The organism is Desulfovibrio sp. 86 (genome assembly GCF_902702915.1).
Lineage (GTDB): Bacteria > Desulfobacterota > Desulfovibrionia > Desulfovibrionales > Desulfovibrionaceae > Desulfovibrio.
Genome location: NZ_LR738849.1, coordinates 1,555,741 through 1,579,028, shown reverse-complemented (window position 1 = coordinate 1,579,028; position 23,288 = coordinate 1,555,741). Strand labels below are relative to the sequence as shown.

Sequence of the window (23,288 nt, the reverse complement as noted above, 5' to 3'; positions counted from 1 at the left end):
AATACTGGCCGGAGAATGGGCCTGTTGGGAATGGTATCTGTTGGCGATAGATAATGCCAGCATTTTCAGCTCGACATGCTCAGCGGTCATGCGCTCGGCGGCCATAATCCTGTCAAAAACCGGGGGAAGGAACGTCTTGTGCAGACATTCCTTCCCCCGAAAGAGTTCATACTTCAGTTTTCACGCTGCGGCCTGCCGGGCAGTTCCCGCAGTGTGGAGGCCGCACTGGCGAGGGATGGCGACAGCAGCTGCGTGCTGCAACTGCTGCGCCCCAACTCTCTACAGCGTCGCCGCTTCTTCGACGGTTTCGAAAGCCTCGATGATATCGCCAATCTTGACGTCATTGAAGTTTTCAAGGCCCACGCCGCACTCATTGCCCTTGACCACTTCCTTGGAGTCATCCTTGAAGCGCTTGAGGGAAGAGATCTTGCCCGTGTAGACCACCACGCCGTCGCGCAGCAGGCGTACACCGGCATTGCGGGCGATTTTGCCGTCGGCCACATAGGAACCGGCGATAACGCCGACCTTGGGCACGCTGAAGGTGTCGCGCACTTCGGCCTGGCCGAGGTACACTTCACGCTGCACAGGCGCGAGCATGCCCGTCATGGCGCTCTTGATATCATCCACAAGCTTGTAGATGATCTCATAGAAGCGGATATCCACATTCTCGTGTTCGGCCACGTCCTTGATCTTGGATGTGGGCCGCACGTTGAAGCCGATGATGATGGCCTGCGAGGCCGAGGCCAGCAGAATGTCGGATTCTGTAATGGCGCCGGTACCGCCGTGCACCACGTTGATGCGCACTTTTTCGGTGCTCTGCTTGAGCAGGGCCTCGGTGATGGCTTCCAGGCTGCCCTGAACGTCGGCCTTGAGCACGAGGTTGAGGGTCAGGGTTTCCTGATCGGACTTGCGCTGGGACAGGAAGGTTTCCAGAGTCACGCGCGATTCCGAGGCGAGGTCGCGTTCACGCTGCTTGATGGCGCGCGAGTCGGCGATGCGGCGGGCCAGCTTTTCATCACTGACCACAAAGAATTCCTCACCGGCTTCCGGCACGCCTTCAAAGCCCTGCACTTCCACAGGCAGCGAGGGACCGGCGTCCTTGACCTTCTTGCCCTGATCGCTCATGAGGGCGCGCACACGGCCAGAGAAGGGGCCGCACACGAAGTTGTCGCCCAGGCGCAGGGTTCCTTCCTGAATAAGCACGGTGGCCACAGGGCCGCGTCCCTTGTCCAGCTTGGCTTCCACAATGTGGCCGCGGGCAAGCTTGTCGGGATTGGCCTTGAGTTCCATAATTTCGGCTTGCAGAGCCACCATTTCCAGCAGCTCGTCCAGACCCATGCGGGTCTTGGCCGCTACCTTGGCAACGATGGTGTCGCCGCCCCATTCTTCGGCCTGGAGGCCCAGTTCGGCGAGCTCACGCAGGACGCGGTCCGGGTCGGCCCCGGGCTTGTCCATCTTGTTGACGGCCACCATGATGGGCACGTTGGCGGCGCGCGAGTGGTTGATGGCTTCCCGGGTCTGCTCCATAACGCCGTCGTCGGCGGCCACCACAAGGATGACAAGGTCCGTCACCTGGGCGCCACGGGCGCGCATGGCCGTAAAGGCTTCATGGCCGGGCGTGTCGAGGAAGACGATTTCGCCGCGCTTGGTCTTCACATGGTAAGCGCCGATATGCTGCGTGATGCCGCCAGCTTCGCCGCTGGTGACGTTGGTCTTGCGGATGGCGTCAAGCAGCGAGGTTTTGCCGTGGTCCACGTGGCCCATGATGGTCACCACGGGCGGGCGCGGCTTGAGGGTTTCGGGCGCGTCCACGTCCTTGGGGGTCAGGTAGTCGTCTTCAGAGAAGCCCACCTTTTCCACTTCATAGCCAAATTCGGAGGCGACCAGGGTGGCCGTGTCAAGGTCCAGAGCCTGGTTGATGGTGGCCATGATGCCAAGGCCGAAGAGAACCTTGATGATCTCATTGGCTTTGAGCCCCATCTGGTGGGCCATGTCGGCCACACGAATGGCTTCCGTGACGCGGATTTTACGCTTGGCGGCCTTGAGCGGCTGCGTGGTCGTGGCCGGTACGGGTTTGCCGCCCTTGCGACGCCCCTTGCCACGGCTCAGACGCACGCTGTCGTCATCGTCACGGCGAACGGAATCACCCTGCTGAAAATCAACGGTACGACGGCCCTTGAGGCGTTTTTTCTTGCTCTGACCATCGCGGCTGTCCGTGGGGGACGCGGGCGCGGCCTGCTGGCCGAATCCGCCGCCGCCAGGACGGGGGCCGCCGGGGCCGGCGGGACGCGGGCCACCAGGGCCAGCCGGACGGGGGCCACCAGGGCCAGCGGGGCGGGGAGCGCCAGGACGCGGGGGCCTGCCGGCATTGTCGCCGCGCGGGGCGCCGGGGCCGGAGCCGCCAGGGCCGGAATATCCGGGGCCGCCGGCGGGGCGTGCGCCCATGGGACGCGAGGGGCGTTCCTGCTGGCTGCCGGGAGTGGGCCGTGAAATGATGCGCACCTGGGGGGCGGCAGGAGCCTGCCCGCCATCAGTTCTGGAAGCGCGACGGGGCGCGCCGTCGGCGTCATCGGTATTGTCGGAATCTTTCCAGGCTTCCGCGCGGGCTTCGGGGGCACGCTGGGGCAGGGTGGGCGCGGACGAGCCCTCAGGCATGGCGGAAGCGTCGGGGCGCGCCACGCGAGCGGCCTTGGCCGCCTTTTCAGCCTCGTTCTTTTCGTGGGCCTTTGCTTCTGCCTTTTCCTGAGCCTTTACTTCGGCTTCATCAGCGGCACGGGCGGCAAGCGCGGCGGCCACGGGTGAAACTTCAGGAGCCCTGGGCTTCTTTTCCGCCACAACAGGTTCGGGCTTCTTTTCTTCTTCGCCGGGGCGGCTGATGACGCGGGCTGCAGAAACGACCCTGGCCTTGGTGGCCTTGGGCGTACCGGCGGTCTCGGCCTTTGCGGCCACAGGCTCGGCTTTTTCCTGAGCTTTGCGGGGGCTGGCGGCCGGGGCTTCAGCCTTGGGCGCGGGTGCGGCTTCGGCCACAACGGGGCTTTCGGCTTCCGCAGGCTTTTCCACGGCTTCGGGGGCGCTCACTTCCGTGACTGCGGAAGCGGCTTCCGCGGCTTCAGGAGCATCGGCCTTGTCAGCATCCTTACGGCGGCGACGCACGATGACGTTGGGGTGAGAGCCGGAACGCTCGGCATCCGCCTGTTTTTGTTCGGCAAAATGTTCGCGCACGCGTGCCGCCTCCTCAGTGCTCAGGGAACCTGCCAGGGTTTTGGCGGACGTGCCCAGCTCGCGCATCACACGCAGCATGTCCTTTTGGGGCACGGCCGGAAATTCCTTGGTAAATTCCTTGGCAAATTCCGATACTTTAATTTTTTCTTCAGACATGTTTCCCCCCCTTGCGCCGTGTTCCGGGCCTGAACTTGGCGAACCTCGCCGCGCATACGGCATCGGAACAGAGATACCAGCCCCTGCCAGGTCTGGTCTTATTAGCGTCAATAGTCAAAATTCCCTGGGCGGTCAGCACATGGCGGGTCAATTGGGCCTTGGCGAAGCGTCGGCGGCATATGATGCACATGCGTACCGGCCCCTGCACGGTTTCAGCCGTGTTCTGCCCATCCACCATGTCAGCGCCCCTAAGCCTGCGCATCCTCGTCGGCGTTGCCGTCAGCCGTGCCCTGGCCGGAGTTCTCATCAGCGGAATGCACCTTGCCCAGTTCAACGGCAGAAGATTCGGGCGTGCTTTCCACCACCGGAGCCAGGAAGTTGATGGCCGAACGCAGGTCGGCGATACGGGACGCGCTGATGGTCAGCTTGTCTGAAAGCTCCTGGTCCGTGGCCTGGCGCAGCTTGTCAAGCGAGCTGAATCCCGCGTCAAGCAGAGCCTCGATGGATACTTCGGCCACACTGGCCACCTGCTCAAGACCGTGCCCGATGGCATTGGCCTCGTTGTAGCGGGTCTCGGTAAATATATCGACTTTCCAGCCCAGAAGTCTGGCGGCCAGTTTGACGTTCTGCCCCTTGCGCCCGATGGCGTTGGTGAGCTGATCGTCCGGCACGATGACTTCGAGCAGGTTTTCTTCTTCGTCCACCACAATGCGCGATACCAGGGCCGGGGCCAGGGCATTGCGGGCATAGGTGGCTATGTCGGCGCTCCAGACAACGATGTCAATGCGTTCGCCGTGCAGTTCCTGCACGATGTTCTGGATGCGCGAACCGCGCACGCCAACGCAGGCGCCGACCGGGTCAACGTCACGCTCGCGTGAGAGCACCGCCACCTTGGCGCGGGAGCCGGGGTCACGGGCCACGCCCATGATCTGCACGACGCCGTCGTCCACTTCGGGCACCTCACGGCGAAAGAGGGCGGCCATATAGTCGCGGTGCGAGCGTGAAATGACGACCTGCGGGCCGCGGCCCTCCTGGCGAACCTCGATAATAAGGGCCTGCACGCGGTCGCCGCGCTTGTAATGCTCACGCGGGATCTGTTCTTCGCGCGGCAAGATGGCTTCGGTGCGGCCCAGGTTGACCACCCATCCGCCCTTGTCGCGGCGCTGCACGATGCCTGAAACGATTTCGCCCAGGCGATCCTTGTATTCGCTGTAAATGATTTCCTGCTCTGCGTCGCGCATGCGCTGGATGATGACCTGCTTGGCGGACTGGGCCGCGATGCGCCCCAGGTCTTCCACCTTGACGCGGAAGCCCATTTCGTCATCAACCTGAACGGAAGGATCGTGGGCCAGGGCTTCGGTAAGTTCAATCTGCGTGTCCGGATTGGCCACATCGCCATCGGCCATCACGATTTTGAACTGGTAGACCTCAATATCGCCCGTTTCGTCATTGTAGGACACTTCCACGTCCATATCTTCGCTGAAGCGGCGCAGCACGGAGGTGCGCACCGCGTCTTCAAGCGTGTCAATGAGCATGTTGCGGTCAAGGCCCTTGTCCTTACTGATCTGGTCAATGGCCTTTTTGAGTTCAAGATTCATGAGTGCCTCCGGCTGCCGCCCTGGGCGGCGTAAAATCGCTTGTTCCGGCAACGGCGCATGGGCCGCCCGTACTGCCGCGCAGCGCGGCTTTCGGGCCTGCTTCAGCTGGCCGTATGATCATTATCGGCAACAATGTTGCCCGTCTTTTTGTCTGAAGCGGCCTTTTTTTTGGCCGTCTGGCCGCCCTTGCCCGCAGGGGCGGCTTTGCCCCGGGGTTTATTGCCAGGTTTTTTACCCGGCTTTTGCGGCGGCTTGAAAATATACATGCGGGTGGCCCGGCGCACGGAGCTCCAGGGAAGAAAAACGGGAGGATGGTTTTCGTCCTCCACGTCGCCTTCGGGGCTGATGGCAACGGGCGCAAGCACAAAGCCCTCTTCTTCCACCGCCGTAAGCGTGCCGCGCCAGATGCGGCGCGGGCCGCCGTGGGCCGCCGGATCCGTGGAGGCCACAGGGGTGTGCAGGCGCGCCTCGACCACGTCGCCCACATAGCGGGTCATCTGCTCAAGGCTGAAAAACAACCGGCTCAGGCCCGGCGTGGAAACTTCCAGCACATAGGCGTCGGGGATGCTGTCTTCCACTTCCAGCGCAAGCGCCAGATGGCGCGAAATTTCTTCGCACTGCTCAATGGTGGCTGACGTGGGGGCGGCTGGAGCGGGAGTATCGGAAGATTCGTCAGGGCTATGGTCTGAGGGCGCGAAGCCGTCGCTGATGCCAGCGGCGGACGAAACGACCGAAACGCCAGGGGCTGCCTGGTGTTCGTCAGCCTGGGGCGCGGTAGGCACATCCACAAAGAGCCGCACAAGGGTGCGCCCGGCGCGGGCTATCTCCACCCCCCAGACAAGGAGTCCGAGGGAGTGAACCACGGGTTGGGCCAGACGTATGACGGTTTCTCTCAGGGCTTGATCAGTCATTCTTTCCTTTTGTGCGGGGCATGGACCGTCGCAGGGACAAAAAAAAGGGGGCCTATTCAGGCCACCCCGCTGGAACTGCGTTCCGCATCAGGATGTAGTGGTGGCAGGTACTGTCATCCACTTTGAATGCATCCAACTAGCTCACCATATGGAACTTGTCAAGGCTTTCGCGTTAAAAAGAAAAACTTGTGTTTTGCCTAAAAATAAAGAAAATTGGAAAAATGCCGTAACAACAGAAAGATAGGAAACTTTCGCAAGAAATGTGCGCCGATATGGCGGTCGTGCACCATGGTAGACCATTATGCGAAATCAAGAATTCTCTTATAGTCGTGCTATACACAGTCTCATTTGGCAAAAAAATCACATATATGTTCAAAAATAGCACAAAAAATCTCTTCACATATATAATTGGGCAGTTATTTTTATAGTAAAACGCCCTTATTGGTGAATGGTTATCGTACCTGTTTTTACTTGGGGAGGTTGTATGCCGCTGCATCAGAAACTCTGGGGCCTGGGCCTGTTGGCCCTGGCCGTAGCCACAGGAATTGCCTGGGCTGCGGGCCTTATGACCGGCGCGGCGACAGCCCCCCTGTGGGGAGCCGCAGTTGGCGGGCTTGGCGTACTGCTTGTTATGGGGTTGGGGGCGCGGCTGATTTACGGCGGGGTGTTCAGGGCTTTGACCCTGCGCCTGCGGGATGGCTGCGAACCGGGGCCGTCGGGCCGGTCTTCATGCAGCGCTTCGTCAACGGCCCCTGCCGATCTGAAGGATCTGTACGCGGCGGCCGAGGAGCTTGCCGGCAAGGCATGTCACGCCAGTGGCGTGCTGCACGGCATACTCAGCGGCATGCCCCTGGCCTATCTGCTGGTGGATGTTAACGAGCGCGCAACCCACACCAACCAGGAATGCCTGGATATGCTTGAGATCGACGGGCCGGTGGGAGCCTGTCTGGGCAAGACCCTGGCCGAGCTTTTTTACAATGATCCCGGTCGTGAGACAGCCGTTGGCAAGAGCATCCGCCAGGGCCAGAATTTTCGCAATCTTTCCGTAACGATAACAGGGCACAAAGGCAGGCGCATCGACGTGCTGGCCAACGTGTTTCCCGTGTATGACGAGCATCAGACCTGCCTTGGCGGTCTGTGCCTTTATGTGGACATGACGGCCCTCAAAAAAGCCGAACAGGTCATCACCGAGAAGAACCAGCGCATGGAAGCGGCGGCGCTGGAGCTTGAAAGAGCCGTGCAGGAGCTTGCCGCCATTGCCGAAGGGCTGGTGGCTGGCATAGGCCGCTCGAACAATGACACGACCCGTGCTTCGCGCCTGCTGAGCGAGGTCGCCACGGCCATGAATGAAATGACCGCCACGGTGCGCGAGGTGGCGCAAAACGCTGCCAACGCTTCAACAGCCTCAACGCAGACGCGAGACAAGGCCCACGAGGGCGCTGCCGTGGTGCGCAACGCAACGCAGAGCATTGAAGAGGTGCATGAGGTTTCAATGGCGCTCAAGAGCGATATGGTTCTTTTGAACAACCATGCCAGGGCCATTTCAGAGATTATGAATGTTATTTCGGATATAGCGGACCAGACCAACCTGCTGGCCCTCAATGCCGCCATTGAGGCCGCCCGCGCTGGCGATGCCGGGCGCGGCTTTGCGGTGGTGGCGGATGAGGTGCGCAAACTTGCTGAAAAAACCGTGATTTCCACCAATGATGTGGGCAATGCCATCAATGCCATTCAGCAAAGCACCTCAAAGAGCATGGCCTCAATGGACAATGCCGTGACCCATGTTGAGCAGGCCACGGGTTTCGCCAGCGAGTCCGGCCAGGCGCTTGAGACCATTGTGGGCACGGTGGAAGACACCACTGGCAGAATCAGCGCCATTGCCGCAGCCAGCGAGGAGCAGTCCGCGACCAGCGAGGAGATCAACCGCTCCATTGTCGAGGCCAATGACGTCATGGCGGGCACTGCCAGATCAATGGAAGAGGTTCGGCAGGAGACGGACAAGCTGGTGGCGCTCACGCAGCGCCTGGCGGATCTGACCGGGCGGTTGAAAGAATAGCTTGCTGGCAGGATTTTTACTGACATACATACACAGTGAAGGCCGGGAATATTCCCGGCCTTCACTGGTTTTTGCTGCCTGGGTGATGCGGTCTCAGAAGTGCCCGCTTCAGATGAACAGCCGCCTTCGCTACCAGGGCAGTTGCACGTTAAATGATCGCGTGCGGCGGATAAGCCTGCATGTCCGCATTTAGCGGCAGGGATTTTCTTAAAAATTCTTGCGGGGTAGTGAAGTCATTTCATCCGTTAACGGCCCTGAAACGCACTAGGAAAGAGTTTTAGGGGGTGTGGGGGAGGAGACCCTTTTTTAGAGCATTTACTCTTTAAAAAAGGGTAAATGCTCTAACGCTGCACTCTCGTGCAGCGCGCCACAACGTGGCGTGGATTCTGCCGAAAATCGCATTTTCGGCAGAATGACACCTTTGAAATGTGAAACATTTCAAAGGTAATCTGGTCTAAAGAGGGTCCCTCCCCCACAAAACCTTTCGCAAGGCCTTTCGCAAGGCCTTTCAAAACAACATCACGCTAGTGCCCGTTCTGCGTCAAATGCTGCAACACGGCCATCTGGTCTGCTTCGCTTTCCATAATATCCGGCCCTGGGGCAGATGCGGCAGGGGTGGCAGGGGCGGTCTGGGCTTCAGCGCTTTGCGGTTGCGGGCTTGCGCTTTGGGCCTGCGCTTGCGTCGGTTGCTCGGAGGATGCCGCCATGGCGTCGTGCGCCGCAGCGTCGGCGGCGTTGGCCAGCGTTCCTGGGCTTTGCGTTTCCGTGGGGAAGAGGCTATCGGCCTGCGCGGCCGGGGGTTGTGCGCCATTTGCGGCGTCAGTTCCTCGCGCTGCGGAGGGCAGGGCGTCTTCAAGGTCAATGATCAGGGGGCCGGTTTGATCGTTCATGAAGCTGTTGGCCAGCTCTTCATCCAGCGTGTCGGCGTGCACGGCGGGTGCGTTGGTTGCGGCATGCTCCGTTTCCGCGTTGCCAGTGCCCGTGTGGTCCACGTCCGCGTGCGTGGTGCTTGCGTGCGTGGCTTCTGTTTGACTGGCGTCCGTGTGCTCGGCGCTAGCGGTGGCCGTGTCCGTATGGCTGGCATCCGCCGCATTTGCGTGCGCTGCGTCCGTGTTCGCCGTATCCTTGTGCGTCGCGTCCGCACCCGCGTGCGCCTGTTCCTGGGCGCTGCCTTCTCCAGTGGCGGTTGTGTGATTTGCAGCGGAGGCCTTGTCCGCTGTTTCCGGCGTGGCTGCGGCTGCCGGAGCGTCGCTCTGCGTGTTTTCGTGACCGGTTTGCGCACTGCTGTCGGCTGCCAGCACGCTCGCATTGGCGTCGGCATGGGGTGCGGCGTCATGACTGTTCTGGGCAGTGGCGTTGTGGTCTTCCGTGGTCGCCTGGTTCTGTTCAGGGCTGGCGGAAGCGTTCACTTCGTCGGAAACAAAGAAGAGGCGCATGGCGCTCGCGCCCTGCATGAGGGGGGCCTCACCCGAACCGTGGATGGTCACGGTCACGGTGCTCTGGGCTGAACCGCCATGCCCGTCAACCACGGTGACGGTAAAGGTTTCGTCAAGCGTATCGCCGTCATTCAGGGCCTTTACGACGGCGGAGTCCTTGTTCAGCACATAGGTGTAGGAACCGTTGGGGTTGAGGAAGAAGGTGCCGTACTGGCCATCGGTGGTCTGGGGCACCGCTCTTGGCGTGTCCGACCTGTCCGGGTCAGCCATGACAAGCTGGCCGTACATGGCGGAAACGTCGTCTTCTGAAACGAAAAGCTGGGATGGCTGGACTGTCGGCGCGTCATTGGAGCCGACGATGGTGATGGTCAGCGGGGTGACCACGGACTTTAAGCCGGACGTGACCTTTACCATAAAAACGTCTGTGGAGGTTTCGCCTTCGCCGAGCTTTTGGCTTTCACTTATGCCTTGAGCCGAGAGGTTGTAGGTATATGTGCCGTTGCTGTTGAGGGTCAGCGTGCCGTACTGCCCATTGGGGCTGCTTTGCAGTGAGAAGGTGGCATTGGAGAATTCGGGAATCAGCAGGTTGCCCAACAGGCTTGTCGCGCCATCAAGGACGGTGGTGAGGCTGATGCTCCCCAGCAGGCCGCCTGTAATGACGATGTCAATGGTGTTGCTGGCCGTTGCGCCGTGTTCGTCCACAACAGTATATGAGAATCTGTCTGTGAGCTTGGCTCCCAGTGTAAGCAACACCACAGCCAACAGCCCCGTGTTGAGGTCGTAGACATAGGAGCCGTCAGCATTCAGCGAAAATGTGCCGTAATCGCCATGCACATGTGGCCGCGGGATAAAGGTCACATTGTCGCTGATGATATTGTCGAGCGTGTTGTCCGGGTCCGTGGGGGTGGGCAGTTTGCCGTAGAGTTTGTCCGTTGCATTGTTCATGCTTACCGTGGCGGAACCAACCGAAGGCGCGTCATTGGTGCCGTTGATGGTGAAGGAAATCGTGCGCGCGGCGATGCCGCCGTGTCCGTCATTGGCTGCCACGGTAAACGTTTCCACAAGCTGTTCGCCATGTCCCAGGCCCTGCACGGCTGGCAGGCTGTTGTTGAGCGTGTAGACGTATGCTCCGTTGCTGTTGAGCACAAAGCTGCCGTACAGGCCCGCCATGTTCTGCGCCTGGAATACGGCGGTGTCGCCCAAGTCCACATCCGTCACCGTAAGCGTGCCGGCAGACGTAAAGACGCTGTCTTCCTTGAGGGGTGTTGTGACAATGGGGGCAATAACGGGATTGTCGTTGGTGCCGTTGATGGTAATGGTCATGGTGCTGGAGGCTGCGGCGCCGTGCTGATCCTTGACCGTATAGGTAAAGGTTTCAGTGAGATGCTGTCCCTCGCCAAGCTGCTGGACGACCGGCAGGGCGTTGTTGAGCGTGTAGGTATAGGCGCCATTCGCCTGCAGGGTGAAGCTGCCATAGAGCCCCTGAGTGGAGGCCTGGGACAGGAAGCTTACCGTGTCGCCCGTGTCCACGTCTGTGGGGGCAGGCAGGGTGCCGCTGATGCTGGCGTCATCTTCATTGATGCTGGCCACGGCGGCACTGACCTGCGGGGCGTCGTTGGCGCCGTTGATGGTGATGGTGATGGTATTTGTGCCCGTAGCTCCATGCTGGTCCTTGACCGTATAGGTAAAGGTCTCGGTCAGGTGCGCTCCAACGCCAAGCTGCTGGACAACCGGCAGGGCATTGTTGAGCGCGTAGGCGTAGCTGCCATCGGCCTGAAGGGTGAAGTTACCGTATTGGCCGGGAGCGTTGGTCTGGGGCACAAAGTGCACGCTGTCGCCCGCGTCCACATCCGTGGGCGTGGGCAGGGTGCCGCTGATGCTGGCAACGTCTTCATTGATGCTGGCCACGGCGGCGCTGACCTGCGGCGCGTCGTTGGTGCCGTTGATGGTGATGGTAATGGTATTGGACGCAGTAGCGCCATGCTGATCCGCGACGGTATAGGTAAAGCTCTCGGTCAGTTGCGCTCCAACGCCAAGCTGCTGGACGACCGACAGGGCGTTATTCAGCGTGTAGGTGTAGGTGCCGTCCGCGTGCAGGGTGAAGCTGCCGTACTGGCCGGGAGCGTTGGCCTGGGGCACAAAGTGCACCACGTCATTGGCGTTCACATCCGTGGGCGTGGGCAAGGTGCCGCTGATAGCCGCATCGTCTTCATTGATGCTCGCCGTAGCGGCACTGACCTGCGGCGCACTGTTGGTGCCCTTGATGGTGATGGTAATGCTGTTGGACGATGTGGCCCCATGCTGGTCAGTGGCGGAGGCGGTGAATGTTTCGGAAAGTTGCTCGCCAACGCCAAGTTGCGCCACGGCTGGCAGGGCATTGTTGAGCGCGAAGGTGTAGCTGCCATCGGCCTGAAGGGTGAAGGTGCCAAACTGACCGACCGTGCTTTGCGCTATGTACTGCGGGATATCGCCCGCATCCACATCAGTGGGCATGGGCAGGGTTCCACTGGCGTCAGTGACGTTATTGGGAATAAAAATGACGGCCGCGCTGACCTGCGGGGCGTCGTTGGTGCCGTTGATGGTGATGGTAATGGTGTTGGACGCGGTCGCGCCGTGCTGATCCGTGACGGTATAGGTAAAGGTCTCGGTCAGGTGCGCTCCAACGCCAAGTTGTTGCACTGCGGCCAGGGCGTTGTTGAGCGCGTAGACATAGCTGCCGTCCGCCAGCAGGGTAAAGCTGCCGTACTGGCCGGGGGCATTGGATTGGGGCTCGAAATGCGCGCTGTCGCCCGCGTCCACATCCGTGGGCGTGGGCAGGATGCCGCTGATGCTGGCAGCGTCTTCATAGATGCTGGCCACGGCGGCGCTGACCTGCGGGGCGTCGTTGGCGCCGTTGATGGTGATGGTGATGGTATTTGTGCCCGTAGCTCCATGCTGGTCCTTGACCGTATAGGTAAAGGTCTCGGTCAGCTGGCTGCCCACGCCAAGCTGCTGCACAGCTGCCAGGGCGTTGTTGAGCGTGTAGGCGTAGGTGCCGTCCGCGTGCAGGGTAAAGCTGCCGTACTGGCCGGGAGCATCGGTCTGGGGCACAAAGTGCGCGCTGTCGCCCGCGTCCACGTCCGTGGGCGTGGGCAGAATGCCGCTGATGCTGACGTCATCCTCATTGATGGACGCGACGGCGGCGCTGACCTGCGGGGCGTCATTGGCGCCGTTGATGGTGATGGTAATGGTATTTGTGCCCGTAGCGTTGTGCTGATCCGTGACGGTATAGGTAAAAGTTTCGGTCAGTTGGCTGCCCACGCCAAGCTGTTGCACAGCTGCCAGGGCGTTGTTGAGTGTGTAGGTGTAGGTGCCGTCCGCATGCAGGGTAAAGCTGCCATACTGGCCGGGAGCGTCGGTCTGGGGCACAAAGTGCACGCTGTCGCCCGCGTCCACATCCGTGGGCATGGGCAGAATGCCGCTGATGCTGGCGTCATCCTCATTGATGGACGCGACGGCGGCGCTGACCTGCGGCGCGTCATTGGTGCCGTTGATGGTGATGGTAATGGTATTTGTGCCCGTGGCTCCATGCTGGTCCTTGACCGTATAGGTAAAGGACTCGGTCAGTTGCGCTCCAACGCCAAGCTGCTGCACAGCTGCCAGGGCGTTGTTAAGCGTGTAGGTGTAGGTGCCGTCCGCGTGCAGGATAAAGCTGCCGTACTGGCCGGGGGCATCGGTCTGGGGCACAAAGTGCGCGCTGTCGCCCGCGTCCACGTCTGTGGGCGTGGGCAGAATGCCGCTGATACTGGCGTCATCCTCATTGATGGACGCGACGGCGGCGCTGACCTGCGGCGCGTCATTGGTGCCGTTGATGGTGATGGTAATGGTATTTGTGCCCGTAGCGTTGTGCTGATCCGTGACGGTATAGGTAAAAGTTTCGGTCAGTTGCGCTCCAACGCCAAGCTGCTGTACTGCGGCCAGGGCGTTGTTGAGCGTGTAGGTGTAGGTGCCGTCCGCGTGCAGGGTAAAGCTGCCGTACTGGCCGGGAGCATCGGTCTGGGGCACAAAGTGCACGCTGTCGCCCGCGTCCACATCCGTGGGCGTGGGCAGGGTGCCGCTGATGGCGGCAACGTCTTCGTTGATGCCGGCCACGGCTGCGCTGACCTGCGGGGCGTCGTTGGTGCCGTTGATGGTGATGGTGATGGTGTTGGACGCGGTGGCGCCGAACTGATCCATAACAGTATAGGTAAATGTTTCGGTCAGTTGCGCTCCAACGCCAAGCTGCTGCACTGCGGCCAGGGCGTTGTTGAGCGTGTAGGTGTAGGTGCCGTCCGCCTGCAGGGTGAAGCTGCCGTACTGGCCGGGAGCATCGGCCTGGGGCACAAAGTGCGCGCTGTCGCCCGCGTCCACGTCTGTGGGCGTGGGCAGGGTGCCGCTGATGCTGGCATCATCCTCATTGATGGACGCGACAGCCGCGCTGACCTGAGGCGCGGTGTTGGTGCCATGAATGGTCAGTGTTATGGTGCTGGATACGATCCCCCCGTGCTGGTCTGTGACGGTAGCGGTGAACGTTTCCGTGAGCTTGCCGCCATGCCCTAAGCCCTGCACCGCAGGCAGGGAGTTGTTGAGTACATAGGTGTAACTGCCATCGGGCTGCAGCGTGAGGGTGCCAAACTGGCCCACAGTGTTTTGCGCGACGTAGTGCGGCACGTCGCCCGCATCCACGTCTGTGGGCGCGGGCAGATTTCCACTGACGCTGGTTTCATCGTTTTGAATAAAGATGACAGCCGCGCTGACCTGCGGGGCGTCGTTGGTGCCGTTGATGGTGATGGTGATGGTATTGGACGCGGTGGCGCCGTGCTGATCCGTGACGGTATAGGTAAAGGTCTCGGTGAGGTGCGCCCCCACGCCAAGCTGCTGGACAACTGGCAGGGCGTTATCGAGAGTGTAGGAGTAACTGCCGTCCGCCTGCAGGGTGAAGTTGCCGTACTGGCCCTGAGCATTGGTCTGGGGCATGAACAGCACCACGTCATTGGCGTTCACGTCCGTGGGCGTGGGCAGGGTGCCGCTGATGCTGGCGTCATCCTCAAAAATACTGGCCGTGGCGGCGCTGACCTGCGGCGCGCTGTTGGTGCCGTTGATGGTAATGGTGATGGTGCTGGTCGCGGTCGCCCCGTGCGGGTCTCTGACGGTGGCGGTGAAGGTTTCCGTAAGCTGTTCGCCCGCGCCAAGCTGCGCCACCGCAGGCTGAGAGTTGTCGAGGGTAAAGGTATAGCTGCCGTCGGGCTGCAGGGTGAAGGTGCCAAACTGGCCCACCGTGTTTTGCGCATCGTATTGCGGCACGTCGCCGGCATCCACGTCTGTGGGCGTGGGCAGGGTTCCACTGACGTCGGTGGCGTCACCGGGGACAGTGATGACGGCCGCGCTGACCTGCGGGGCGTCGTTGGTGCCGTTGATGGTGATGGTGATGGTGTTGGATGCGGTCGCGCCGTGCTGATCCGTGACGGTATAGGTAAAGGTCTCGGTGAGGTGCGCCCCCACGCCAAGTTGCTGGACAGCTGGCAGGGCATTATCGAGAGTGTAGGTATAGCTGCCGTCCGCCTGCAGGGTGAAGCTGCCGTACTGGCCCTGAGCGTTTGTCTGGGGCATGAACAGCACCACGTCATTGGCGTTCACGTCCGTGGGCGTGGGCAGGGTGCCGCTGATGCTGGCGTCATCCTCAAAAATACTGGCCGTGGCGGCGCTGACCTGCGGCGCGCTGTTGGTGCCGTTGATGGTAATGGTGATGGTGCTGGTCGCGGTCGCCCCGTGCGGGTCTCTGACGGTGGCGGTGAAGGTTTCCGTAAGCTGTTCGCCCGCGCCAAGCTGCGCCACCGCAGGCAGGGAGTTGTCGAGGGTAAAGGTATAGCTGCCGTCGGGCTGCAGGGTAAAGGTGCCAAACTGGCCCACCGTGTTTTGCGCATCGTATTGCGGCACGTCGCCTGCATCCACGTCTGTGGGCGTGGGCAAGGTTCCGCTGACGTCGGTGGCGTCACCGGGGACAGTGATGACAGCGGCGCTGACCTGCGGGGCGTCGTTGGTGCCGTTGATAGTGATGGTAATGGTGTTGGACGCGGTTGCGCCGTGCTGATCCGTGACGGTATAGGTAAAGGTTTCGGTAAGATGAGCACCCACGCCAAGTTGTTGCACTGCGTCCAGAGCGTTGTTGAGCGTGTAGGTGTAGCTGCCATCCGCCTGCAACGTAAAACTGCCGTACTGGCCCTGAGCGTCGGTCTGGGGCTGGAACAGCACCACGTCATTGGCGTTCACGTCCGTGGGCGTGGGCAGGGTGCCGCTGATGCTGGCATCGTCTTCAAAAATGCTGGCCGTGGCGGCGCTGACCTGCGGCGCGCTGTTGGTGCCGTTGATGGTAATGGTGATGGTGCTGGTCGCGGTCGCCCCGTGCTGGTCTCTGACGGTGGCGGTGAAGGTTTCCGTAAGCTGTTCGCCCGCGCCAAGCTGCGCCACCGCAGGCAGGGAGTTGTCGAGGGTAAAGGTATAGCTGCCGTCGGGCTGCAGGGTAAAGGTGCCAAACTGGCCCACCGTGTTTTGCGCATCGTAGTGCGGCACGTCGCCCGCATCCACGTCTGTGGGCGTGGGCAGGGTTCCGCTGACGTCGGTGGCGTCACCGGGGACAGTGATAACGGCGGCGCTGACCTGCGGGGCGTCGTTGGTGCCATTGATGGTGATGGTGATGGTATTGGACGCGGTTGCGCCGTGCTGATCCGTGACGGTATAGGTAAAGGTTTCGGTGAGGTGCGCCCCCACGCCAAGTTGTTGCACTGCGTCCAGAGCGTTGTTGAGCGTGTAGGTGTAGCTGCCATCCGCCTGCAACGTAAAACTGCCGTACTGGCCCTGAGCGTCGGTCTGGGGCTGGAACAGCACCACGTCATTGGCGTTCACGTCCGTGGGCGTGGGCAGGGTGCCGCTGATGCTGGCATCGTCTTCAAAAATACTGGCCGTGGCGGCGCTGACCTGCGGCGCGCTGTTGGTGCCGTTGATGGTAATGGTGATGGTGCTGGTCGATGTCGCTCCGTGCGGGTCTCTGACGGTGGCGGTGAAGGTTTCCGTAAGCTGTTCGCCCGCACTCAGCTGCGCCACCGCAGGCAGGGAGTTGTCAAGGGTAAAGGTATAGCTGCCGTCGGGCTGCAGGGTGAAGGTGCCAAACTGGCCCACCGTGTTTTGCGCATCGTATTGCGGCACGTCGCCCACATCCACGTCTGTAGGCGTGGGCAGGGTTCCGCTGACGTCGGTGGCGTCACCGGGGACAGTGATGACAGCTGCGCTGACCTGCGGGGCGTCGTTGGTGCCGTTGATAGTGATGGTAATGGTGTTGGACGCGGTCGCGCCGTGCTGATCCGTGACGGTATAGGTAAAGGTCTCGGTGAGGTGCGCCCCCACGCCAAGCTGCTGGACAACTGGCAGGGCATTATCGAGAGTGTAGGTGTAACTGCCATCCGCCTGCAACGTAAAACTGCCGTACTGGCCCTGAGCGTCGGTCTGGGGCTGGAACAGCACCACGTCATTGGCGTTTACGTCCGTGGGCGTGGGCAGAGTGCCGCTGATGCTGGCATCGTCTTCAAAAATGCTGGCCGTGGCTGCGCTGACCTGCGGCGCGCTGTTGGTGCCGTTGATGGTGATGGTGATGGTGTTGGACGCGGTGGCGCCGTGCTGATCCGTGACGGTGTAGGTAAATGTTTCGATGAGCTGGCTGCCCACGCCAAGCTGCTGGACAACCGGCAGGGCATTATCGAGCGTGTAGGAGTAGGTGCCGTCCGCCTGCAGGGTGAAGCTGCCGTACTGGCCAGGAACATCGGCCTGGGGCACGAAGTGCGCCACGTCCCCTGCGTCCGCGTCCGTGGGGGCGGGCAGGGTGCCGCTGATGCTGGCAACGTCCTCATCAATGGAAGCCACGGCCGCGCTGACCTGAGGGGCGTCATTGACGCCGTTGATGGTGATGGTAATGGTGTTGGAGGCCATGCCGCCATGGTTGTCGTACACAGTATAGGTAAAAACTTCGGTAAGTTGCTGACCCTCGGCCAAATGCTGGAGATCGGGCGCGGCGTAGTCAAGCACGTAGGTATAGTTTCCGGCGGCATCCACGCTGAAGTTGCCGTACTGGCCGGGAGCGTTGTGCTGCTCGATGAAGTTCAGGGTGTCATTGGCATCCACATCGTGCGGCGTGGGCAGGGTTCCACCCACAAGACCCTGATGCTCGGTCAGCGAGGCTGACGAGGCCGCTACGGTGGGCACGTCGTTGGTGCCGTTGATGGTGATGGTCAGGGTTTTGCTGACGTAGCTCTGACCGTCCGTAACGGTAAAAACAAATTGTTCCGTGAGCGTGTCGCCCTGGCTGAGCGCCTGGATTTCCGGGCGCGAGTTGTCCAGAACATAGCTGTAGTTGCCCTGGGCATCCACGGTAAGCACGCCGTATGCCCCCACACTGCCGGTTTGCGGCACGAACTGCGGCACATCGCCCGCGTCCACATCGTGGGGCGTGGGCAGAACGCCCATGAGCACCGGGCCGTCCTCGTCCACCTCGGCAGTGGCGGCCGCCACCGTGGGCACGTCGTTGGTTCCGTGTATGGTGATGACGAGGTTGCCGGACGCTGTGCCTCCGTGCCCGTCATCCACAGTATAGGTGAACGTTTCCGTCAAAAAGTCGCCGACGCCCAATCGCTGGACAATGGGCAGGCTGTTGTCCAGCGTATAGGTATAGGTTCCGTCGCTATTGAGGCTGAGGTAGCCGTACTGTCCTGCCGAGTTTGTCTGCGTCAGATACTGGGGGGAGTCGTCTGTGTCGATATCCTGCGGCGTGGGCAGAATGCCTGTGGTGTGGTCCTGATCCTCAAGGATGGAAGTGGCGGCGGAATCTACTGTGGGCGCGTCATTGAGGCCATTGATGGTAATGGTGACCGTGTTGGAGGTGACGCCGCCCGCGCCGTCGCCCATTGTATAGGTGAAGGTTTCGGTAAGCGTCTGGCCTTCCCCAAGACCCTGGACGCTGGGCAACGTGTTGTTCAGTTGGTACGAATATGCGCCATTGGCGTCCACGCTGAAGATTCCGTATTGCCCCGGGATGCCGCTTTGCGCCAAAAATGACAGATTGTGACCTGCCGCGTTCTGCGGCATGGGGATCTGGCCGGTTACATCCGTATCGTCTTCAGTCAGGCTGGCATGGGCCGCCACTGCGGTGGGGCCAGTGGCGCCTCCGCCAGTGCCCGGCCCAGTGCCCGGATCCGACCCCGGCCCAGTGCCCGTGCCCGGTCCTGTGCCCGGTCCTGTACCCGGTCCTGTGCCCGGTCCTGTACCCGGTCCTGTGCCTGGTCCTGTGCCCGGTCCTGTACCCGGTCCTGTACCCGGATCAGTACCTGGCCCAGTGCCCGTGCCCGGCCCGGTACCCGGATCAGTACCAGAACCGCCGGGGCCAGTGCCTGTGCCCGGCCCAGTGCCAGTGCCAGGCCCGGTACCAGTGCCGGAGCCACCGGGGCCAGTACCTGTTCCCGGCCAGCCTGGCCCGGTACGGAGCCCGCCGTCCAGTCTGCCGCCAAAGCCGCCACCATAGAGGCCGCCAGCCCCGGTATGGAACAGGCTCTGCCCCACGGCGTCATCGTTATCCGCTCCCGACCCGCCGCGACGCATCAATCCGTCGGTGGAGCCGAGGCCGCTCAAAGAGTCAATGCCCTCGTGGAGGTTGTCATGCTCATAGTCCTGAAAAGACGCGTTACGCACATAGGCAATGCCCGGCAGGGGCATGTCCTCCTCGCCCAGGGAGGAAAAAAAGAACGAGGGCGACATTTCCCTGCCATTGACGATGATGGCAGGGTGCGCGGCTTCCACCAGGGATGCCAGGTGCTGGTCGGGGCCAGCCGGCGCATACTGCATGCCGGGCTGGGGCGGGGCCAGATAGTTCTCAAGAACCAGCCGGGAGCCGTCGTTGCGTGAAAAGACGAGATTGTACCCTTCCAGCCCGACAAAAAGATCTTTCATGGAAAAGTTCAGCTCAATGCGTGACTGGGGCGTAAAGCCCTTGAGTACTGTCTGAAGCCCTGGAGGGGGCATGTACAGGGGATGTGAAGCAAGCATATGCGCCTCGCGATCTATCGTTCTCTCATGGCGTTTTGTTGTGCCTTGAGCAGGGGTTTGAGCAGGTAGTCCAGTACGGTTTTTTTGCCGGAAACGATTTCCACTCCGGCCACCATGCCCGGAATGATGGGCAGGTGTTCGTTGCGGTAGACGATTTCATTCTTCTTGGTGCGCAGCTTGACGAGGTAGAAGAACTCGCTTTTTTTGTCTTCAATGGTGTCTGCGCTGATCTGTTCCACCACGGCCTCAAGACCGCCATAGATGGAAAAATCATAGGCCGATATCTTGACCATGGCCCGCTGCTCCGCGTGAATGAAGGCGATGTCGGCCGGACGGATGCGCGCCTCGACCAGCAGCGTGTCGTCCAGGGGCACGATTTCCATGATGGGCTCGCCAGAGCGCACCACCCCGCCAAGCGTATTGATGATGACCCTTTTAACCGTGCCCCGCACCGGGGAGCGCAGTTCTGTGCGGGTAACACGGTCGCCCCCGGCCGAGAGCATGGCCTGAAGCGACGTCAGTTCCGTGCGCCGCTTGTTGACTTCGGCGTTGATTTCAGAGTCGTATTCGGCCTTGTGCAGGTTCAGCTTGCGCTCGATCTCAAGCACGGCCTCCTCGGCTTTGCCCAATGATGCCGCAATGGCTTCCAGGTCGCCGCGCAGGGTCACAACGCGCTGCTCAAGGTCGAGGAAGTCCACCCTGGGATAAAGCTTGCGCGCCTCCAGCGGTTTGGCCAGGTCGCGGCGTTCTTCGGCCAGGGCAAGGTTGTGCTCAAGCTGGGTTTTGCGGCCGCGATGCTCGTCCACATCCTTGAGGCGCTGCCGGTGCTGCGAGGTCAGCATGGCCATTTCTGAAAGATACCGTTCGCGGCGGCTGTGATACATCTCTTCCTGGTCGGCAATGACCTGCGGGGCCGCAGTGAGCAGCTCCACGTCAAATACCGGGGGGACGGCATTTTTTTCCGCTTCAAGGCGTATGAGGGCCACGCGGTTTTCCAGCGCCTTGGCCAGGGCGTCGTTGTACTGGCTGGCCGCGCCAAGATTGTCCAGCCGCGCGAGCGGCTGGTCTTTTGCGACTATTTGCCCTTCGCGCACCAGCACTTCGCGCAGGATGCCGCCCTCAAGGTTCTGTATGACCTGGGTGCCGCTGGCGGACACCACCTGCCCGTGGCCGCGCGTGACTTCGTCGATGGAGGCCCAGGCCGCCCAGATGACGAGAATGCACAGCAGCACCGCAGTGCCAAGGGAGAGAAAAACGGCCGCCACCCGGCCTTTGCGTTGCAGGGCCGCGTCCACCTTGTTCATGTAGGGCAGGTGTTCTTCTTCCTGTAATGATGAGAGGCCGAAAAGCCGTCTCCAAAAGTTTACCAGGGCGCTCATGCTGCTCCTCTCATGCCGCTTTCGGGCGCGCCCCCGGCACGCGCGAGAGTCGGCGCTGGCGCGAGTGTGACTGTGGTTGCCGCTGCCTCGTTGGCGGCCTGGCCAGCGGGCATGGTTCTGTTTTGCTGTTCGTTTTGCCGTTGGCCTGGCGTCGGGTCGGCAGCCTGGCGCTTTTGTGAGGTCTGGCTGTTTATGGCTTCAAGCACTTCGTCGCGGGGACCGTCGGCCACCACGCGCCCGTTGTCGATGATGATGAGCCGGTTCACCAGAGCCAGCAGGCTGGCCCTGTGCGTGATGAGAACAAGGGTCTTGTTTTCGGCCAGCTTGGCAAGGCGTGTGCGCAGCAGACTTTCTGTGGCCTTGTCCATATTGCTTGTGGGCTCGTCGAGGATGAGCACTTCGGGGTCGTGCAAAAGGGCGCGGGCCAGGGCAACGGACTGCCGCTGCCCGCCGGAAATGGCAAATCCCTGCTCGCCCACGGGCGCGCCCAGGCCGCCGGGCAGCGCGCGGATAAAGTCCGTGGCTCCGGCCTGATACGCGGCCCGCAGCACCCGCTGATCTTCAATGCCGGGATCGTCCAGCGCGATGTTGTCGCGTATGGAGCCGTAGAAAAGGGTTACGTCCTGGGGCAGATAGCCCATGCGGCCCCGCAGGTTCACGGCGTCCATCTGCCGCAGGTCAACGCCGCCAAAGCGCACGGCCCCGTCCTGAGGCGTGTAGAGCCCGGTCATGAGCCTGCCGATGGTGGATTTGCCCGAACCCATGCGGCCGATGATGGCCACCTTTTCGTGGGGCCGTATGGTAAAGCTCACGTCGGACAGCGAATTGTGCTTTGCCCCCGGATAACTGAAGCTCACGTGTTCAAACGTGAAGGCGGGCTGCAGCAGGCCAAAGTCCGTCTTGTCGGTCTCGGCCGGGTCTTCGGTGGGAAGTTCCATGATGGTGTTCAGCGCGGCGAGGGCCATGCGCGACTGGTGCAGGCGTGAGATCATGCCCGCCAGCTGCATGAGCGGGGCCATGGCCCGGCCAGCCAGAATGTTGCAGGCAATGAGGCCGCCCATGGTCATCGCGTTGTCCATGATGCGGTATACGCCCCAGACGATGACCCCCACGGACACAAGCTGGCTGAGCCCGCTGGACACGCTGAGGGTCAGGGTGGCGTAGCGGCGGGCCATGCGCGACGTTTCCGCCGAGGCGTCACAGACCTGTTCCCACAGGTTGAGCAGGCGGCTTTCGGCCCGGCTGGTTTTGACGGTTTCAAGCCCGTGCACGATTTCAACCAGCAGGGCGTGCTTTTGCATGTTCAGCAGATAGTTGGAGGCGGCATGACGCCGCGCGCCCATTTGCAGCAGCAGGCCCAGGCCCACCATGAGGGGCACGGCCGCCAGGGGCACGCTCACAATGGGCCCGCCGATAAGAAATATGAGGCCGAGAAAGATGACAAGAAAGGGCAAATCGGCCAGAACAACCAGACTGCCGGAACTGAAAAAATCCCGTAACGATTCGAATCCGCTGAGGTTGTTTACCAGTGCGCCCGTGGAATCGGGCTTTGCGTCCATGCGCAGATTAAGCACCTTTTCCATAAGTTTGCTGGACAGCACCACATCGGCATTGCGTCCCGCGAGGTCCACAAAATAGCCGCGCACATTGCGCAGGATGAAGTCTACCATATAGGCCAGCAGCACGCCTGAGGCCAGCACCCACAGGGTTTCCTCGGCCTGGTTGGGCACGACGCGGTCATAGACGTTCATGGCGAAGAGCGAGCCAGCCACGCCCAGAAGATTGATGATGACCGTGGCAATAATCACATGCTTGTACAGCGGCATGTAGTGGCCGATGACGTCCCAGAACCAGCGCCTGGTGACGGGCAGGGGCACGCGGGCGCGGGCGTCCAGCTTGCCCGTGAGGCTGCCGAAAACAGCGTAGCCAGTGTACTGGGACTCCAGTTCCTGACGGTTTACGCTCTTTGCGTGTTCGCCTTGTTCGGGAAAGATGACTTCTGCCGTGTCTGCCCCGGCATCCTGCTTGAGCAGGACGCAGCTCAGATCGTTTTTGAGCAGCAGAATGCAGGGAAGCACAAGGGGGGAGATACTGTTAAGATTTTTGCGGCGCACTATGCGCGCGTCGAGTCCGTAGCGTCTGGCCGAACGCAGGCAGGCCGAGGGAGAATCTGAACTTGGGCCGCCGCGTATGCCGCTGAGCAACAGAGGGAGAGATACCGGCTTGCCCAGAAGGCGCAACAACGTGCGCATAGAATGGGCAAAGGACGGCGTATGGTCCGCGCTTTCGGGTATGCTGTCTGACACGGCCTTGAGGTCCATGTCAGGCGCAAAATCTAGCTCTTGCCTCATGCCTGCCTTCTGCAGGACATCCTCTTCTCTCTAGTCAATAATAGGAAACATTATATAGAAAAGGCAAGAGAAAAT

The 23,288-nt window shown here is 61.4% G+C and carries 8 protein-coding genes; 1 reads left to right on the top strand and 7 read right to left on the bottom strand.

Annotation, left to right across the window (positions count from 1 at the left end):
• Nucleotides 1-279: 279 nt before the first annotated feature.
• From infB to rimP, 4 genes are all read right to left on the bottom strand, one after another.
• Complete coding sequence (infB, locus tag DESU86_RS06625) at nucleotides 280-3,378, bottom strand: translation initiation factor IF-2 (RefSeq protein WP_179980335.1); 3,099 nt, start codon at nucleotides 3,376-3,378, stop codon at nucleotides 280-282.
• The gene (locus tag DESU86_RS06620; protein ID WP_179980334.1) at nucleotides 3,371-3,616 is read right to left on the bottom strand and encodes a YlxR family protein; all 246 of its coding nucleotides are present in this window, start codon (nucleotides 3,614-3,616) and stop codon (nucleotides 3,371-3,373) included. The genes infB and DESU86_RS06620 overlap by 8 nt, the downstream gene beginning before the upstream one ends.
• 10 nt (nucleotides 3,617-3,626) lie before the next feature.
• Complete coding sequence (gene nusA, locus DESU86_RS06615; protein ID WP_179980333.1) at nucleotides 3,627-4,976, bottom strand: transcription termination factor NusA; 1,350 nt, start codon at nucleotides 4,974-4,976, stop codon at nucleotides 3,627-3,629.
• Between the two features lie 101 nt (nucleotides 4,977-5,077).
• Nucleotides 5,078-5,887, bottom strand: a complete 810-nt coding sequence (gene rimP / locus DESU86_RS06610; protein WP_179980332.1) for a ribosome maturation factor RimP — start codon at nucleotides 5,885-5,887, stop codon at nucleotides 5,078-5,080.
• A 484-nt stretch (nucleotides 5,888-6,371) separates the two neighbouring features.
• Between rimP and DESU86_RS06605 the strand changes: the two genes are divergently transcribed.
• Nucleotides 6,372-7,943, top strand: a complete 1,572-nt coding sequence (locus DESU86_RS06605) for a methyl-accepting chemotaxis protein (protein WP_179980331.1) — start codon at nucleotides 6,372-6,374, stop codon at nucleotides 7,941-7,943.
• A 524-nt stretch (nucleotides 7,944-8,467) separates the two neighbouring features.
• Here the strand turns inward: DESU86_RS06605 and DESU86_RS06600 are convergent.
• Genes DESU86_RS06600 through DESU86_RS06590 form a run of 3 tightly spaced genes read right to left on the bottom strand, consistent with a single transcriptional unit; the run spans nucleotide 8,468 to nucleotide 23,213 of the window.
• On the bottom strand, nucleotides 8,468-19,483 hold the full coding sequence (locus DESU86_RS06600; protein WP_179980330.1) for a VCBS domain-containing protein: 11,016 nt from the start codon (nucleotides 19,481-19,483) through the stop codon (nucleotides 8,468-8,470).
• A 14-nt stretch (nucleotides 19,484-19,497) separates the two neighbouring features.
• Nucleotides 19,498-20,862: an HlyD family type I secretion periplasmic adaptor subunit gene (locus DESU86_RS06595; RefSeq protein WP_179980329.1), complete on the bottom strand. Its 1,365-nt coding sequence runs from the start codon at nucleotides 20,860-20,862 to the stop codon at nucleotides 19,498-19,500.
• Nucleotides 20,859-23,213: a type I secretion system permease/ATPase gene (locus DESU86_RS06590; RefSeq protein WP_232088284.1), complete on the bottom strand. Its 2,355-nt coding sequence runs from the start codon at nucleotides 23,211-23,213 to the stop codon at nucleotides 20,859-20,861. Before DESU86_RS06590 ends, DESU86_RS06595 begins: the two co-directional genes overlap by 4 nt.
• Between the last annotated feature and the right edge of the window lie 75 nt (nucleotides 23,214-23,288).

Bases quoted from the DNA above. Each gene is read 5' to 3' on its own strand.
- DESU86_RS06595 (WP_179980329.1), bottom strand. From the start codon at position 20,862: ATGAGCGCCCTGGTAAACTTTTGGAGACGGCTTTTCGGCCTCTCATCA.
- infB (WP_179980335.1), bottom strand. From the start codon at position 3,378: ATGTCTGAAGAAAAAATTAAAGTATCGGAATTTGCCAAGGAATTTACC.
- DESU86_RS06620 (WP_179980334.1), bottom strand. From the start codon at position 3,616: ATGGTGGATGGGCAGAACACGGCTGAAACCGTGCAGGGGCCGGTACGC.
- DESU86_RS06600 (WP_179980330.1), bottom strand. From the start codon at position 19,483: ATGCTTGCTTCACATCCCCTGTACATGCCCCCTCCAGGGCTTCAGACA.
- DESU86_RS06590 (WP_232088284.1), bottom strand. From the start codon at position 23,213: ATGAGGCAAGAGCTAGATTTTGCGCCTGACATGGACCTCAAGGCCGTG.
- nusA (WP_179980333.1), bottom strand. From the start codon at position 4,976: ATGAATCTTGAACTCAAAAAGGCCATTGACCAGATCAGTAAGGACAAG.
- rimP (WP_179980332.1), bottom strand. From the start codon at position 5,887: ATGACTGATCAAGCCCTGAGAGAAACCGTCATACGTCTGGCCCAACCC.
- DESU86_RS06605 (WP_179980331.1), top strand. From the start codon at position 6,372: ATGCCGCTGCATCAGAAACTCTGGGGCCTGGGCCTGTTGGCCCTGGCC.